Below are 16423 nucleotides of genomic sequence, written 5' to 3'. Positions count from 1 at the left end.
GTCAGGAAATTCGATCCAATTATGTCTCTTGACTGATAACTGATAACTGATAACTGATAACTGTTATGCTTCTTCCATTCTCTGGCGACGGCGGGGTGGTTTTTCTGGTTGTTTTTTACGCAAACGGCGACTGACTTCATTAAAGAAGTCTCTTCTCAGATAAGGATAGTCGTTTACCCACAAGTCCTGGCTGGGAATGTATACGTCACTGAATTCTTCAATGCTGCTTAAGTCAGAACGGTTGGACATGACTATCATTTCGGCAACTTGACCCCGAACTATGACTTTATGAGAGTTACGTAGTGGTGCTTGTAATTCTACGGTAAATCCTGTATTATCTCCAACTTCTAGGTTGATTCGTTTTTCTCTGTTTTCAACAATTACCAACTCACCTTTGTTGTTAACTGTTTCTTGTTTTCCCATTAATTTGTCTGTAATCCACCAATCTAAAACTCGACCCCGAAAAAAGCCACTGTATTTATAACGGCGGCATTTTACATTCCGTAGACTTGCTTGAAACACGGGATACCACAGCCAAAAGAAAGCACCCATGACTCCAATTAAAAATGTAATGGGGCCGAATTCTAGTCTCAACAGGACTTCCGCCAGCAAAATTATTGCTATGGCGATGACAGAAATTAACAGTCGCTGCAAAAAATTTGAAAATTTCCCTGCGTAGTATTTATATTGCGCGCCAGTGGCAATGAAGGGGATGAGTTGTTCAAATTTTTTTCGAGTCAGTGGAACTAACATATAGCTGGGGAGTAGGGAGTAGGGAGTGGGGAGTGGGGAGTGGGTTAAAACCCTTTTGGTGTCTAAGTTTAATTATCCGTTTATGTCTTAACCTCCTTGGCGGTTGCTATAATTGCTGAGTTTGCCAGTTAAAGTATTTTTTCTAATCCATACACTAAGGACTTTAGCTGCGAGACTTTGCGAATTGCTAGCAGGACTCCTGGCATATAACAGGAGCGATCGCTTGTATCATGTCTTAATGTATAAATTTGACCTGGTGCGCCAAAAATAACTTCTTGATGGGCTATCAGTCCCGGCAGGCGCACACTATGAATTCTAATGCCTTCTTCTGCTAAACTACCCCTGGCTCCTGGGATTTTTTCTGTCTCTTCGACAATAGCTGTGTTAAAAGGTTTACCAAGTTCTCCTAGTAATTGTGCGGTTTGAATCGCCGTCCCACTGGGCGCATCGGCTTTTTGGTTGTGGTGGAGTTCAATAATTTCTACATGGTGGAAATATTGGGAAGCTGTGACTGCGGCTTGCTGTAAAAGTACCATTCCAATGGAAAAGTTGGGAATAATTAAACAACCTGTACTCGCTTTTTCGGCAAAGTCGGCTAAGTCTTGCAGTTGTTCTGGACTTAAGCCTGTAGTTCCAACGACTGGACGAATCCCATAGGCGATCGCACTCCGCACGTTATCATAAACTCCATCAGGGTGGGTAAAGTCTACCATTACCCCTGGAGGAGAGTTTCTATCGCCAGCTACATAACCCAGCATGGCTTCAAATTGGTTGGTAATTGGCACTTCTAAGGGTTCGCTTAAACCTGCCAATTCTCCAGCATCTTGGTCTTGATTTTCTGGACTGGTGTCAATTGCAGCTACTAAGTTTAAATCTGGTGCTTGGGCTACGGCTTTAATTACTTCGCGACCCATTTTGCCGGCTGCACCGTTTACAATAACTGGGATAAGAGCTTGATTTGTCATGGTTTGGTAATTTTTAATTTGTAATTTCGGCTGCGGGTTCGGGATTTCCTAGAAATAAATTGAAGGAAGAAACGAACCACAGAGGCACAGAGGACACGGAGTTAAGAGGGTTTGAGAGGTTTTTTGTGTTAAGTGGTTGAGTGTTCTTTTATTTGGAATTCCTTTACTCGAACACTGGCGACCAAATTTCGGCAATGTTCACTTCCCAACCGGGAAGTAAGTCGGGTAGGGTCAGCACATCATTATTTTGTAATACTATTTTCTCACTAAGTAGGTAAACTTCCATAGTTCTGGTTCTAGGGTCAATCAAAATGCCGATTTGAGTCCCCAGGCTGATAAATTCTTGAATTTTTTCCCGCAGTTTATCTAAGGAATCGGTCTTAGATTTCACCTCAACGACTAAATCAGGCAGCAGTTCGGCATAATCTTCTGTAGAACGTTTGAGCCTATCTGCTCGGATAAATGATACATCGGGAGCGCGTAAATCTTTGTTAGGTAATCTAAAGCCAGCACTGGAACCAGCTACACGTCCTAACTGGCGCGGTCTTACCCAATTCCTCAGCAGCGCTGCAAACTCAGTTCCTACTTCTTCGGATTCGTAACCTGATGGACTCATAACAACTACGTTCCCGTCTACCAATTCCATGCGATAGTCAGGATGAGTTGCTTGGATTTTCTCTAAGTCTTGGACAGTGAGAGACATAAGACCTCCTGAAATACCTAAATCTATCTTGGCATTTCTGGTGGCTCAATTTTAGATTTTAGAATGATTCATCGTTACAAGTGCTATGAAAATGATTATCATTTAATTATGAGTATACCGATGATTACTGTTGTTGCTGGCCCTGCTGGCTGTGGTAAAACCACCTGGATTTGCCAACACCTACGTAATGCTGCTTCTGCGGAAAATGTAATTTATTTTAGTCCTGGAACTGGTAATGTCCCCATTGACCAGATACGCCTGAGTTCAGAGTTTCCAGAGGTGAAAGTTTTTAGTGATGGCCAAGAAGCCAAGAAGTAGAATTTCTCAACCAGCTAGCAGGGGCGGAGAATATTTATATAGAACTAGGATTTTACTTAGAACTAAGAACAATTGAGCAAATAGTCGGAAATGTCCCATATCAGTCTGTTGCAGTTTTACCGTCACAACTGAAAGATTCGGAATATCACGCCTGGGCTGAGAAAATTGTCAAAGGGCTGGATATTGAGACTAGTATTACTCAAAATCAGATTTGGCGATCGCCTACCAATGGTCAAGTTATCGACGAAGACAGTTTAAATGAGTTTTGGTATGAACTATCTCACGGTGCTTATGGTCAAGTCAGCCGTGCAAAGGCAATTTTTGATGTTGCTGATGGTAGGGCATTATACGCCGATTTTGTCGCGGGTGTACCGACAACAGATTTTTTGGAATTAGACTTACCACGTCACTTAGAAGCAAGACCGCAGCGTTTGAGTGGTTTAGAAGTCTGGGGAGAAAACTTAGATGAGTCGGCCATTAGAAAAACATTACAAGATTGCTATTTGTCAGATAGTGCGATCGCACAATACCAAGAACAAGTAAAACAGATCCTAACAGACTGTTGAGGGGGTGCGTCCATCAGCCGATAATGGTGAGACGTATGGGAAAGTCAGCTTTTCGTCGGTTCCTAATGAAGAATAGACAATTTCATTTTTGGTAACATCGACGCGCCAAAATGGTTCAGTACCGAAAGCCCTAAATTCTGGCTTTTCGCTAGTAGGATTGCTGGAAATGACTTGATTATTGTCATTATTGGTGCTATTGGCTGGAAAGCAATTACCCAGTCCCAATAAAAGAGTGCAGAAAATTAATGTTTTCATGACATTAAGAATGTATAACAACTAATACAGTTTACCTACCGCTACTTAAGCCGTCAGGTTGAATTTTTGAGAAATACCGTGGCTTCAGCCTGTGGAGTGTCAAAATATTAGATGTAAACTTTATTTGCAAAGTCACTTATGCCGAAAGCTATTTGGAATGGTACTGTGTTAGCCGAAAGTGATAACACCATTGTTGTAGAAAATAACCATTATTTTCCAGCCGACGCTATTAAAAAGGAATACTTCCAAGAAAGTAACACCCACACTACTTGTCCTTGGAAAGGTGTTGCTAGCTATTACACTATCGAAGTTGATGGACAAACCAACAAAGATGCAGCGTGGTACTATCCCAGTACCAAGGAGAGGGCTAAAAATTTTGAAGGTTATGTTGCTTTCTGGAAAGGTGTAAAAGTCGAGGCTTAGTTTTTAGTTAATTTATACAGCACTTTCCCACTGAATAAAGTACACATTTTAATCTTATAACTGTTGTGGGGTGGGCAAAGATGCCCGCCCTTGTTTACGCTAATTACCCACAGCTTTTTGCTTAATTAGATGTTGCTGTGTTGGGAACATTATCAATAAGTTCTGCGATGGTTTGTAATAATTCTTGCTCGTTGTAAGGTTTAGAAAAATACGCCTGCGCTCCTAATTGCATGGCTAATTGGCGATGTTTGTTACTACTACGAGATGTCAGCATAGTAACTGGGATATGTTTCATTTCAATATTAGAGTTAATGCGACCTAAGAAGCCGTAACCATCCAGGCGAGGCATTTCAATATCACAAATTATGGCCGCAACTTTTAAACCACTTTCTAGTTTTTCTAAGGCATCTTGACCGTCTTTAGCTTGTTCTACTTGATATCCTCCTTTTTCAAGAGTTAGAGCTAAGAAGCGGCGGACATTAATGGAGTCATCAATGATTAAAATTGTGTTTTTGTGATTAGTGGGTGGCGCTGGTAGTTTGTTGTTTTTAAAGTCAATAAAGGGGGTTTTTAACCTGACTGATGGTAATTGATTGTGTTGAGGCGGACGCTGATTGGTAGCAATCCAATAGAGTAAATCGTTGGTGTTAACTAATGCTAATACTCGACCATCACCGAGAATTGTGCAGTTATTAAAACCTGCGGGTAAAGGTATATTACTCTCGACTTGGCGGATGGCTACTTCTTGTTCACCCCAGCAACGGTCTACTTGAATGGCGACTGTCTGATTATTCCCTTTAACTATTAAGACGCTGCTAGCATCTATGGCGGGGCGAGTTTCTAGTTCTGGGTTATCGTAGCGGGGACAATTAAACTGGAAGTAGCGACCAAGGCGAATTAGTGGTATTGTCGCATCTTGCCAATTAATTACTTCATTATCTGCTACTGAAAATACTTGTTCGTTTGGTAGTAAAAATATTTCGGAAACGACTTCTGTGGGAAATGCTAATAACATTTTATTGCTTTCTACTAGCAGAACTCGCGCTACGGAAAGTGTAAATGGTACTGACAAAGTAAAGGTAGTACCAACTCCTAATTCGGTGTTGACTGTAATATCTCCGCGAACTGATTTCAGGTTATTACGCACTACATCCATTCCGACACCACGACCTGATAAAGCGGTTACTTGGTCGGAAGTTGTAAATCCTGGTTCAAAAATTAGTGATAATAGTTCTTCTTCGCTAGCATTTGCGACTAAAGCAGCATCTAAACCCATAGTTACAGCACGGGAGCGAATTTTTTCTAATGAAATTCCTCGACCATCATCACGCATAGTAATGATTGTCCGATTACTGCTGTGGGTAGCTGTAATTTCAATTAATCCTTGTTCTGGTTTACCCAATTGGCGGCGCGTCACAGGGTCTTCGATACCATGATCAAAGGCATTTCTTAATAAGTGCATTATCGGCTCATTTAAAGCTTCTAAAATGCTGCGTTCAATTAATATCTTTTTACCTTCAACTTGTAAATGAACGTTTTTACCATACTCGATATTTAGGTCACGCAAGGCTCTAGGAAAACGCTCGATTAAATCGGAGAATGGACGCAACCGAATATGTGTAAGTTTGGTTTGTAATTGTTTGGATGTTTTATTCAGTTTACGAGTTATTTGGTCTGTATCTTCAATGCTTAATTGAATATCGCTTGTAATTTCTTGCACTTGGACGATGGTTTCCATCACTTCCTGCGATCGCACGTTTAATTTCTGATGTCCATCCCCTTCTAATGTATCAGATTCTGGTAGATTTTCGACATTGTTTGATTCTAGAAACTTCCCGCCAGCTGTCTTGGTAATTTTAGCGTATGCTGTACGTAATTCATAGTTTTCTCGGTCGAGTGTTTGCACTCGCTGATTGAGGTTACGCACGAGGTTTCGTAATTTTTCTATTTGAGAATTTAACCCATTGCGTTGGACGGTCAATTCCCCAAATAGATCATTAATTTCCTCCAATTTTTTACTAGGAACTCGCACAGTATTTTCTGAGTTTTCCCAATCTTTACCAAGATTAATTTGCTCATCTGTGGGGGAATTTTCTGGAGAAATTACGGGATTTTCTGCGGGAATGTCCACAGATGTGAAATCATCTGTAGGTTCTGTATCTTCCAGAAATTCGGCTCTTGCAGATGTTGTTGTCTGTGGTGGACTTGTGATATAATTAAATGGTGTATCTAAATCAAGTTGTGTGGGTAAACTATCTCGTTGATTTGTTAATATCAAAGCTTGCGATCGCCGCCATGTTTGCAATGCTAATTGAGCAATTTCCCGAAGGCGATCGCTGTTAGCATTACCTATATGATGTTCTATAGATTCACAAAGACTCGTAAAGGCAGTTAATTGCAACATTTCCCCCAAACCGCCCAATTCAGCCGCCATAATCACGACTTCTTCTTGTAAGCCAGGGTGAGCGCTATCGGCTAATATCGACTCTAGACGCTGCAAACATCCTTCCACTTCGGTTTCAAACAGCATCGGGACAATATCTTGTCCATCTTCTGGGGATAACATCGTGAAAGCATCTTCAGGGGTAGGTTCACCCAGGCGATCGCGCAGTTCGTCAAATACTGGATAACAAAAGCTACTTAAATACTGCTCTTCAATTTCATGTCCTTGTGATAAGGATTCTAGTATCTGCCGCAGCCAGTCAACTCCAGAAAGTAGTAAACTTGGTAAATGCGTATCAAGCTCGCGAGAATTTTTTCGGGTTTTTAAGACTTTAAAAGAATCTTCCAGACGGTGCGCTAAATCACTGAGTGTCCGAAATCCCATCATTCCAGCGCCACCTTTGATCGAATGCGCGGCGCGAAGTGCAGCGTTAATTCTATCTAAATCGATTCGGTTCGTATTGTCAATTTCCAGCAACACCGCTTCTAGGGTATTCAGGTAATCTCTCGCTTCCTCCAGAAATTGCATCTGGATTTCCAGTTCTTTATCTTTAGACATAGTTTGATTATTTATTAGTTATTAGCAGGATTTATGCAAAATTATGGAAAAACGAACCACGTAAAGCCTTCGGCATAGCTTCGCTTACCGCGAAGCGTCTCCCCTTCTCCCAAAGGGAGAGGCTAGCGCCAAGGGAGAAGAACACGAAGTTAAGAAGGTTTTAGAGAGTTCTTGCGTAAGTCCTAATTAGTTACAACTTGTTTCTTCTTTTCTTCCTGATTTTTCTTATCTAAAGTGATTAATTGGAACTCCCTAATTACTCCTTAATAACTAATAAATGGCGAATAACTGGCTTAACTAACTTTGAAAGTTTCCACAGTTTCTTGTAACTGCTGGGAAATCTCCACAGTTTGATGCAGAGATTCAGAAACTACACATGAAGAATCGCTGGTACGTTGTGAAATAGCAGCAATATCTTGCATCAATTCATTAACAGCTTGGGATGTTTGTAACTGAGATGCAGTTGCAGTAGAAATTGACTGTAGCAAAAAATTTATTTGTTGGGATACATCCAAAATTTGTCTCAGGCTTTGCTTCGCCTCCTCAACCACCTGAGTACCTTCCACAACTTGAGAAGTCCCTATTTCCATAGCTTGCGCCAGTTCGCTGGTTTCTCTTTGAATATTCTGGACAATTTGCTCAATTTCTTGGGTAGCTGAAGCACTACGCACGGCTAACTCCGCCACTTCTTCCGCAACTACAGCAAAGCCTTCTCCTTCTTCCCCGGCGCGGGCGGCTTGAATACCGGCGTTGATGGCGAGTAAGTTGGTGTGGGTGGCGATTTGGTTAATTAAGGACACCACACGCGAAATTTGTTGAGAAGATTCTCCCAGGCGTTTAACTTTCTTCGCAGTGTCATCCACGGTTTCCCGTAAACCCAGAATATTCTGTACTGTCAAATCCATTGCTTGTCCACTTTTAGTAGCAGTGTGGGCTGCACTATTGGCAATAATTGCCGCTTTTTGGGCGTTTTCGGCGACATTTTCCATGAAATCAGTCATTTTATCAACAGCGTCTAGGGTGCGGTTGATTTCCGCAGCTTGGGTAATTGCATCCTCTGCTAGTTGGCGGATAGCTGCTTCCTCAGCCCCAATGGCGCTATTTACTTGGGTGGCGGTTTGTTTCACTTGGGTGACAATATCTCGGAGGTTTTCCACAATGGAGTTAAAAAAGTCGGACACAGTGCCAATTTCGCCATCTGTCACTTCTGCACGTACTGTCAAATCACCTCTAGCAGCACCTTCTACTTGATTGAGTAGTTCTAAAAGTTGTATTTGTAGTGTTTGCTCAGAAACTGTTTCCCCTGTATTCCTGACTGTTTGTTGTTTTAAAACTTGTAATTGCAGGGCTATTTGATTAAACTTGTCACTGATTACTTTTACCTCATCTTCTCTGCTGGTATGCCAACGGATATTAAATTCACCTTGAGCCAGCCTTGATAAAGCCTCAGCCCCATTTAAAATTGGTTGGGTAGTAAGTTTGGCTAACCAAAGGGCGATCGCACCTGCAATTAATGCTAATAGTACTGTAGCGATCGCTATTGTTTGCCACAATTGTTTTTGAGGCGCAAATGCAATGGCTGTATCTGTAGTTAAAAGTAATTGCCAGTTTAAATCAGGTAAGCCCTCCAGTTTACCTGATGGCACATAACTAATCAGTTTTGGCTGTTGATTAATTGTGTGAATTGTGGTAAAATTGTTGATTGGGTTTGTTGCGATTAATTTAGCTAAACCGGGTGATTCTGCGCCCAATAATTCTGTTTGCGGCGTGAGGAAAACTTTCCCGGAACTGTCGAGCAAATAATATTCAGTGCCATTAGCTGTATAGTTCTTCATCACCTCTTCTAAAGATTTTACAGACATTCTGGCACTAACCACAGCAATGGGTTTTTCGGTGAATGCATCTTTAATGGGTGCTGTAATATTAATTACTGATTTTTCTGGCTGACTAATTACAGCCGCATCTTTTGCGAGAATACCCTCAAAATCCTCAGCATTTTTGCCATTATCTAGATTTGCGTCTGTGGATTGGACAATCAAGTTACCAGCAGGCTCAAAAATGGCGATGCTGCTATAAGCTTTGTGAGTCTTGACAAAGTTATCTAAAAATGCTTGCTTTTGGGAATTAGTTGTATTGCGATTAACTCTGCTATTTGTAAAAAATGGTGACTTAGCGATAATTTGAATATCTGCATATCGCCCCAACATCAAGCGGTTAATTTGTTCTGCTAATCTGGTAGCTGTGGCTGCATGAGATTGGTTCATTTGTCTAGTTACAGATTTATGAGCCAAGCTATAAGCGATCGCACCCATGCCAAATATTGGTAAAGTGGTCATGGCGATCGCTAAAATTGCCGTTTTCTTAATTAAACTTAGTCCTTGGAAATATCCCACCACATAATTCCGGTGATAATTGTTAGCTGTGTTTTTATTATACTTACTTAGCAATGCTACCTGACCATCAGTAACTTTTTGAGATGAAATAGCTGTCTTAGAGGATGTTTGAAAAGTTTTGGGCTAATATAATTCGCTACCACACAAAGGTCGTCTCGCCTGCGCGGACTAACGAGAAACTAAGGAATTTCAACCCACCTAGGTGGGTTTTCTTTGTGTAGCCGCGACTTCTAGTCGGTAGGGCTAGTAATAATCGATACTTTACAAACATTGTCATAGTGTAATTCAATTCAATAGGTAAATAAGCAAACTAAAAATCTGACTTCTAGTAGCACCTACTCACTGCGAAAAATAGGAGAATCAATAATAGACTGTGCATCTAAAACCAGCAATATTTCCTCTTCTTGAACCACACATCCGCTTAAATAAGGTACTAAACTAGATGCTACTTGTCCCACAGGAGACTCGATATCATCAGATATAAATTTAGTTATCCCTTTGACTTCGTGAACAACCAAGCCTAAAAGCAGCGATTCCACCTGAATCACGATGATATTATATTGTCTTAATCTACCATCTAAAAATTCTAAATTCAACATTCTTGGTAGATCAATTGCCCAAATTATGCGACTGCGCCAATTCATTAATCCTAATACACAAGGCAGCATATTTGGCATCGAAGTTACAGACTCAACTGGTAAAATTACAGCTTCTTGCGTGTAATTCATGGATAGAATAGCAGTAGTCTGTTGATTTAATTTAAACTGGAGATAGCCATTTTCCAAATTATTTGCACTTAGTTGTTCTTCAACTCTAATTCTAGAATTATTCATGGTTTTAAAGCACCACTGATTTAATAGCAGTCAATAGCTGTTCCCTTGTGTATGGCTTAGTCAGATAGACATCAGCACCTTGTTTCATTGCCCATAATCTGTCAATTTCTTGATTTTTAGAACTACAAATAACTATTGGTAATTTTTGCGTAGTGGAATTTTTTTTCAGTAAACGACATAACTCAAAACCGCTCATTTCCGGCATGACTACATCAGTAACAATTGCGTCTGGTTGTTCTGATAAAACTTTTTCTAAAGCCTCTTTTCCACTAGCAGCCTTAATTACTTTCCAACCAGTATCTTGGAGATAATAGCTCATTAGTTCTAATTCACTGGGTGAATCTTCTACAATCAAGATTTTGCCAACTAAGGTAACACTCATACTCAAATTTTCCACAAAAAATAGATTTTATATTAATCCAACTGATTTTTTATCCTGGAATGGCATAAATTAATCAAGGTATTTAAACACCATTTTCAGTAATTCCGCTTGTGTAAAAGGCTTAGACAAATATCCTGATGACCTGACAATTTTGGCTTTAGCCTTGTCGATAAATCCTGTTCTGCCTGTCACCATAATAATGGGGGTACTTTTTAAAGCTGAATGCCTCCTTAATAAAGAACACAATTCATAGCCGTCTAAATTGGGCATTTCCACATCTAATAAAATGAGGTCTGGTTTACTCCGCAGAATTTGCATTAGCGCTTTTACGGGGTCGTTAATTGTGACAACTAAAAATTTATTGCTATCCAAAAAAAGTTTGATCGAATTCAACACTGTTTGACTATCATCAATACAGGCAATTGTATATAACCCTTTTTTCCCCAAGGACTGATAATTTTGGGAATTATTGTTTTGAGCAGTTTCAAAGTTGTTTGGTTGAGAAAATTGTTGTGGGAATTCGGACTGAATTTGAGGCGAATTTTTCCGGGGTAAAACAGGGGAACCCTCACCAGAATTAACTTTTGGCTGAATATTTGGCTGTTTTCGTAATTTCTGTTGACAAAATTCCACGAGTAAGCACAAATCTAAATGACAGAACTTGGGTAATTTCTCCCAGGAACTATCAAGGGAAAATTCATAATTTCCTTCTGTTAAAACCAGAAATGTTTCTAGGACTTCTTTAGCTAATTCATCTATGAGGGTTTCTGCTTGGGTGGGGGTGATATATTTCTGCTTTATCAACCAGCAAATTGCTTTATAATCTGCGTATGGCATAGACTGATGTTCATCTTTGGGTTCAAACATCAGCCGCATTTGTCCGCGAGTGGCGCTATTAATACTGGGAATTTGTGGACTCAAGCGCTGTAACTGATAATCAAGACGGTCAAACAGTTGATCAGAATAAGAGGCGTAAGTCAGTTTACCATCCTCTAGATTAATTGACCAAGAAGCCGTTTGAGTAAATACGCGTAAGTTACCAGTAGCATTGCGGTTAGTTAGTTGTGCTAATAGAGATAAGGGATGTAGTTTCTGGGGTACCCAGTAGCCACTTGGAGGAGTCATGCTCATTTTGCTTTGATTTTTTCAGCTAAATTTGTACAGTAGCTGTGCCACAGTTCCCAATAAATTTGAATTCAGGGAAATAATACTGCTAAATTCACAAAATTAGACTGATTTTAGTCAATATTTATACGGCAATTGCATGGATTTGGCAAATCATAGCTGATTTATTCATTAAAATTACATAAAATTTATATAAATTAACTATAAAGCTGACGGAAGCGATTTTAGATTTTAGATTTTAAATTTTGGATTAAATGAAAATCTGAAATCTAAAATCGTAAATCCAAAATCCAAAATTAAGTGACCTCAGCTTGGTTTGAATGCAATTATCTAGATGATGCCCAGTTCTGGGAGTATGATTAAATTATGGTCTGAAATATTGCCAAAATTTTCTGAAACTGCGATCGCATCTATACGTGTTTTTTATACTTCTCGCACCCCTTGCAGAACAAAAACCCATTGTAGAGAAGTGCGATACACTAGAAACTATTAAATTAATATGCAAAATTGAACCCCCAGGCATTTTTTCCTGGAGGTTAATCAGAGTTTCAGAAGTGCGGATGAAAGGACTTGAACCTTCACTCCTTTCGGAACTAGAACCTAAATCTAGCGCGTCTGCCAATTTCGCCACATCCGCATCAGTTTTTAATAGTAACACAGAAAATATTCTATGGGAAGAGGAAAGGGAAAAATTATTTTTCCCATGCCCAATTCATCTACATTACCGCCACACGAGGCAAACGATGCTTAAACCCGCAGAGAATTTCCCAAGAAATTGTATTTAATTTTTCTGCCCAATCGTTAGCTGATATCTGTTCTCTGCCTTGTTCCCCCAGTAAGGTGACTATTTCGCCTTCCTGTAAATCTGGAATAGCACTAACATCCAGCATCAACTGATCCATAGTAATTGTCCCAACTTGTGGCACGCGCTGACCACGAATTAAAACTTGCATTTTCTGGGAAAGATTACGCGGAACCCCATCAGCGTAACCGATACCAACCACAGCCAAGCGCATTTCTTGGGGTGCAATAAATTGTTGACCGTAACTCACCCCAGTACCGGCGGCTATGGTTTTGACTTGAGTAACTCGCGTCTTCAGTTGCAAAACAGGCTTGAGGTGAATCGTATGTTGTAAATGAGTCGCTGGATAAAGTCCGTAAATAGCCAAACCGGCGCGTACAATGTCGTAATGTAAGGCGCGATTGGTGAGACTGGCGGCGGAGTTGGCTAAATGCAAGCATGGTGGATTGATGCCTGTGCTTTTAATTTGTGCGATCGCCTGCTCAAATCGTCTATGCTGTTCTTGCATGAAGGTGGTATCCAGGTCATCTGCTGTTGCCAAGTGGGAATAAATGCTGGCAATTTCAAGATGAGGCAAATTCTGGACTAACTGCACAAACTCCACAGCTTCTTTCCAGTTCGTTCCCAACCGAGACATTCCCGTATCTAATTTAATGTGTACGGGTAGCGGAGAACCATCATTGATAGTTTCTAAAATATTGGAAAAAATGAACGCTTGTTTGGGACTGCACAAACTTGGCTGGAGTTTCCAGTGAGCGATCGCTTGAATTTGCTCTGGTGTGTAGCTTGCACCTAAAATCAAAATGGGAGCTTTTATCCCACCTTCGCGTAATTGAATCCCCTCTGGAACTGTAGCCACTCCCAGCCAACCTGCTCCCGATTCTACAGCTGTTTGAGCCACTGTCACGGCTCCATGTCCATAAGCATCAGCTTTTACCACTGCCATTAACTGGGTATTTGGCGATAAAAACTGTACTAATTGCTGAACATTATGCGATAATGCCCCTAAATCAATTTCTACCCAAGCCCGTTGCGAGAACCAAGCATAAGTATCACGCTCCTGATTATTAGCAAAAGTCGGTGTCTGGTTACGACTTAACATTGCATTCCACTCCTATCACACCACTGCAAGATTTCCAGATTATTTATTTATTCTGGTGGTTTGCCACCTCAAAGCTATATCAATTTAATCAGGAAAGTTTACCGTAGATCCGGGTGTTTATAGAATATCCTGCTCAGGTCAACTTATGCTTTTTAGACTTTAGCTATCTGCAAGATAGTTCTTCCTTATCAAATTTATGATAACAAAAATTTTATTAAATGTCAACCCCTAAACCCTCTTTATAATCCACCTCTTACCAAAACATTACGAAAGTATAAATTGTACTCATCTGCCCAAAAGAGTAGACTTGTGTTAAAATATGTAAAACTAATACCTCGAGCGCTAACCAATGGGGAAGGTTTTAGTCCTAAACGCGTCTTACGAACCGCTCAACATCACCAGTTGGCGGCGGGCTGTGATTCTGCTGATTAAAGGCAAAGCAGAACGCATTGAACATAACGGTAAATTTCTTTATTCAGATTTTCCGTTACCGACTGTAATTCGGTTGCGTCATTATGTCCGCGTTCCGTATAAAGAAATTCCTCTGACTCGCCGAAATATCTTGCACCGTGACAGTCATTCTTGTCAATACTGCGGTTATACCGGGGATGAGTTGACATTAGACCATGTTATACCGCGATCGCGCCGAGGGGGTGATACATGGGACAATATTGTGACGGCTTGCGTCCGTTGCAATGTCAAAAAAGGGAACCGCACACCCTACGAAGCCCATATGCCTTTGCGTCAGCCTCCACGCCAACCTTATAGTAGTCTTTATTTTGAGGTAAGCAAACATCTCAAGAGCGGACTGCACAACGAGTGGCAAAAATATGTAATTGGTCTTTGACGCTCCAGGAATAATTACCAAAAGCCAAAGGAATTATCACCTGTGATGGGTGTTAATTTTTCGTGGTGGTTGAAATAACCCGGTATCAGCCAGAGGTTATCTTGATCGTGAAAGCCAAACTTTGGCTTTAATAAACTTGGACTAAAGAGCATCCAGGATGTTTAGTGGCATCTGATAGAGCATGGTGGCGAATTTAGACAAACGATATATAAGCTTTATATCTTACATCACAATATTGTAAAATAACGAAATCAGTGGGAAATATTCCCGCAAAATCAGGAATATGCTTAAAAACTCTGATAGCCGTTAAAAATACCAAACAACTTTAGTTAAAAGTCATATTGGAAACAAAAAATCTTGGTCTTCACCTTCTTGAAGCAATTTTGCTGATTTTAGCAGATTGCTGACTAATTTGATTGACCGAAAATAGACCCAGATAAGTATGCCAACAACGCTATATTTTTGCGAAGATCAGAATACGTCCCTAAATGAGTTCAGTGTTGGTTGTATTATTTCTTAACAAATCAATGGAGGCTCGCACTTATCAAGATGTCCCCTATGAAATTGAATCCTTCCTTGAAGCAATCAGAAAGTTTTTTATTGACCACAGAACCTAGCCCAGAGGATGCTGAAGAGAAAGAAGCAGTGGAAGTTTCACTCACCAGGCCATGCTTACCATCATCCAATGGCGAACTCAGAAATGGGCAATATTTAGGGCAACGGGGAAATTCCGTGGCTTTTCAGAAATCTGAAGAATTGCAGAAGACCCTTTTAGCCCACCGACATGAGCGACATCTGGTAATTCTACAAGATTTCCCCGACCCTGATGCTCTGTCTTGTGCTTGGACTTACCAGTTAATTGTGCAGCAATATGATATCAAATGCGAAATAATTTATGCTGGTACGCTGAGTCATCAAGAAAATATTGCTTTAGTTAAGCTGACGGGCTTACCCGCCCAGCGCTGGACATCGCAAGTCCTCAAAAGCAAAGACTTGTCATCTTATCAAGGTTGCATCTTAATTGATAACCAGGTAACTACAAGTCAACTAGTAACAGCCGTGCAGCAAGCGGGAATTCCCTTAATTGCAGTCATTGACCATCATACTTTACAGGCAGAACACAAATCAGAATTTGTTGACGTTCGTCCTGATGTGCGAGCCACCTCAACAATTTTTACACAGTATCTGCAATCGGGTTTACTAGCCTTAGATAGCAGCATCGGCCAACACGTCAAATGTGCTACGGCTTTGATGCATGGGTTGCGGTCAGATACCAATCGGCTGATGCAAGCCCAAGAAGAAGATTTCATGGCAGCAGCATATCTGAGTCGATTTTATGATGCTCAACTGCTGAACGCCATTTTACAGGCAAATCGTTCCAAGCGGGTAATGGATGTGATCGAGCGATCGCTAAAAAACCGCATCGTGCAGAATAACTTTTCCATTGCTGGCGTTGGTTATCTTCGCTACGAAGACCGGGATGCTATTCCCCAAGCAGCCGATTTTCTGGTGACAGAAGAAAACGTGCATACCGCAGTAGTTTACGGCATTGTTCACGACGAAGACGAGGTAGAAGTAGTCATTGGCTCCCTGAGAACCGCGAAACTCACCCTTGACCCGGATGAGTTTATTAAAGAAGCCTTTGGGCAAGATAACACAGGGCGATTTTTTGGTGGTGGACGTACAGGCGCAGGCGGTTTTGAAATTCCGATGGGTTTCTTGTCTGGTAGTAACGAAAATTCCGCCTATGCAAAAATGAAATGGGAAGTCTATGATTCTCAAATCAAGCAAAAGCTACTCAAATTAGTCAATCCTCAAGACAACCCCATTCAGTCTGAGTAGGCAGTGCATTTTTAGTACAATAATCCTAGGTAAAATCCGTAAAAGCGAACCTGAAGACAAGATTTAGTCAGTAGGGGTTGGCTCGCCTTTGGCAAGGTAGGCGGTAAGCGCAG

General features: G+C 40.8%; 13 protein-coding genes, 1 tRNA gene and 1 pseudogene. 4 read left to right on the top strand and 11 right to left on the bottom strand.

Annotated elements, in window-relative coordinates:
• Positions 1-63: 63 nt before the first annotated feature.
• The 3 genes from NSP_RS17520 to NSP_RS17510 form a co-directional block, all read right to left on the bottom strand.
• Positions 64-753 (bottom strand): hypothetical protein, encoded by a 690-nt coding sequence (locus NSP_RS17520; RefSeq protein ID WP_006194837.1) that lies wholly within the window; start codon positions 751-753, stop codon positions 64-66.
• Positions 754-881: 128 nt separating this feature from the next.
• On the bottom strand, positions 882-1718 hold the full coding sequence (gene dapB, locus NSP_RS17515; protein ID WP_006194836.1) for a 4-hydroxy-tetrahydrodipicolinate reductase: 837 nt from the start codon (positions 1716-1718) through the stop codon (positions 882-884).
• A 163-nt stretch (positions 1719-1881) separates the two neighbouring features.
• The gene (locus NSP_RS17510; RefSeq protein WP_006194835.1) at positions 1882-2421 is read right to left on the bottom strand and encodes a Uma2 family endonuclease; all 540 of its coding nucleotides are present in this window, start codon (positions 2419-2421) and stop codon (positions 1882-1884) included.
• 108 nt (positions 2422-2529) lie between these two features.
• Here NSP_RS17510 and NSP_RS17505 point away from each other — a divergent pair.
• Positions 2530-3305, top strand: a pseudogene (locus tag NSP_RS17505) (CobW C-terminal domain-containing protein).
• On the opposite strand, the gene NSP_RS17500 reads toward NSP_RS17505, so the two are convergent.
• Positions 3291-3560, bottom strand: coding sequence for a hypothetical protein (locus NSP_RS17500; protein ID WP_006194832.1), 270 nt, complete (start codon positions 3558-3560; stop codon positions 3291-3293). The pseudogene NSP_RS17505 and the gene NSP_RS17500 sit on opposite strands and share 15 nt — an antisense overlap.
• 138 nt (positions 3561-3698) lie before the next feature.
• On the opposite strand from NSP_RS17500, the gene NSP_RS17495 reads away from it, so the two are divergent.
• The gene (locus tag NSP_RS17495; protein ID WP_006194831.1) at positions 3699-3983 is read left to right on the top strand and encodes a DUF427 domain-containing protein; all 285 of its coding nucleotides are present in this window, start codon (positions 3699-3701) and stop codon (positions 3981-3983) included.
• Between the two features lie 121 nt (positions 3984-4104).
• Here the strand turns inward: NSP_RS17495 and NSP_RS17490 are convergent, their stop codons facing one another.
• The 7 genes from NSP_RS17490 to alr all read right to left on the bottom strand — a co-directional run bounded on the left by NSP_RS17490 (position 4105) and on the right by alr (position 13621).
• Positions 4105-6984, bottom strand: coding sequence for a hybrid sensor histidine kinase/response regulator (locus NSP_RS17490; protein WP_006194830.1), 2880 nt, complete (start codon positions 6982-6984; stop codon positions 4105-4107).
• Between the two features lie 293 nt (positions 6985-7277).
• A complete protein-coding gene (locus NSP_RS17485; protein ID WP_017804286.1) occupies positions 7278-9431 on the bottom strand; it encodes a methyl-accepting chemotaxis protein in 2154 nt (717 codons plus the stop codon).
• A 281-nt stretch (positions 9432-9712) separates the two neighbouring features.
• A complete protein-coding gene (locus tag NSP_RS17480) occupies positions 9713-10210 on the bottom strand; it encodes a chemotaxis protein CheW (RefSeq protein ID WP_006194828.1) in 498 nt (165 codons plus the stop codon).
• A gap of 4 nt (positions 10211-10214) precedes the next feature.
• Entirely contained in the window at positions 10215-10592 is a 378-nt protein-coding gene (locus tag NSP_RS17475; RefSeq protein ID WP_006194827.1) for a response regulator, read from the bottom strand.
• A gap of 69 nt (positions 10593-10661) precedes the next feature.
• Positions 10662-11723: a response regulator gene (locus NSP_RS17470; protein WP_042201719.1), complete on the bottom strand. Its 1062-nt coding sequence runs from the start codon at positions 11721-11723 to the stop codon at positions 10662-10664.
• A gap of 549 nt (positions 11724-12272) precedes the next feature.
• Positions 12273-12354, bottom strand: a tRNA-Leu gene (locus tag NSP_RS17465).
• Between the two features lie 79 nt (positions 12355-12433).
• On the bottom strand, positions 12434-13621 hold the full coding sequence (alr, locus tag NSP_RS17460) for an alanine racemase (RefSeq protein ID WP_006194824.1): 1188 nt from the start codon (positions 13619-13621) through the stop codon (positions 12434-12436).
• A 349-nt stretch (positions 13622-13970) separates the two neighbouring features.
• Between alr and NSP_RS17455 the strand changes: the two genes are divergently transcribed.
• Positions 13971-14468, top strand: a complete 498-nt coding sequence (locus NSP_RS17455) for an HNH endonuclease (protein ID WP_017804285.1) — start codon at positions 13971-13973, stop codon at positions 14466-14468.
• 558 nt (positions 14469-15026) lie between these two features.
• On the top strand, positions 15027-16310 hold the full coding sequence (locus NSP_RS17450; RefSeq protein ID WP_006199072.1) for a DHH family phosphoesterase: 1284 nt from the start codon (positions 15027-15029) through the stop codon (positions 16308-16310).
• The last annotated feature ends 113 nt before the right edge of the window (positions 16311-16423 follow it).

The sequence above is a fragment of the Nodularia spumigena CCY9414 genome, from assembly GCF_000340565.2.
Classification (GTDB): Bacteria; Cyanobacteriota; Cyanobacteriia; order Cyanobacteriales; family Nostocaceae; genus Nodularia; species Nodularia spumigena.
The sequence above is the reverse complement of the archived record's forward strand: the minus strand, read 5'-3'. Positions and strand labels throughout refer to the sequence as shown.

What these genes read in the sequence shown, in the direction of transcription:
- NSP_RS17450 (WP_006199072.1), top strand. Translation starts at nt 15,027, where the DNA reads ATGAAATTGAATCCTTCCTTGAAGCAATCAGAAAGTTTTTTATTGACC.
- NSP_RS17470 (WP_042201719.1), bottom strand. Translation starts at nt 11,723, where the DNA reads ATGAGCATGACTCCTCCAAGTGGCTACTGGGTACCCCAGAAACTACAT.
- alr (WP_006194824.1), bottom strand. Translation starts at nt 13,621, where the DNA reads ATGTTAAGTCGTAACCAGACACCGACTTTTGCTAATAATCAGGAGCGT.
- NSP_RS17520 (WP_006194837.1), bottom strand. Translation starts at nt 753, where the DNA reads ATGTTAGTTCCACTGACTCGAAAAAAATTTGAACAACTCATCCCCTTC.
- NSP_RS17475 (WP_006194827.1), bottom strand. Translation starts at nt 10,592, where the DNA reads ATGAGTGTTACCTTAGTTGGCAAAATCTTGATTGTAGAAGATTCACCC.
- NSP_RS17480 (WP_006194828.1), bottom strand. Translation starts at nt 10,210, where the DNA reads ATGAATAATTCTAGAATTAGAGTTGAAGAACAACTAAGTGCAAATAAT.
- NSP_RS17500 (WP_006194832.1), bottom strand. Translation starts at nt 3,560, where the DNA reads ATGAAAACATTAATTTTCTGCACTCTTTTATTGGGACTGGGTAATTGC.
- NSP_RS17490 (WP_006194830.1), bottom strand. Translation starts at nt 6,984, where the DNA reads ATGTCTAAAGATAAAGAACTGGAAATCCAGATGCAATTTCTGGAGGAA.
- NSP_RS17455 (WP_017804285.1), top strand. Translation starts at nt 13,971, where the DNA reads ATGGGGAAGGTTTTAGTCCTAAACGCGTCTTACGAACCGCTCAACATC.
- dapB (WP_006194836.1), bottom strand. Translation starts at nt 1,718, where the DNA reads ATGACAAATCAAGCTCTTATCCCAGTTATTGTAAACGGTGCAGCCGGC.
- NSP_RS17510 (WP_006194835.1), bottom strand. Translation starts at nt 2,421, where the DNA reads ATGTCTCTCACTGTCCAAGACTTAGAGAAAATCCAAGCAACTCATCCT.
- NSP_RS17495 (WP_006194831.1), top strand. Translation starts at nt 3,699, where the DNA reads ATGCCGAAAGCTATTTGGAATGGTACTGTGTTAGCCGAAAGTGATAAC.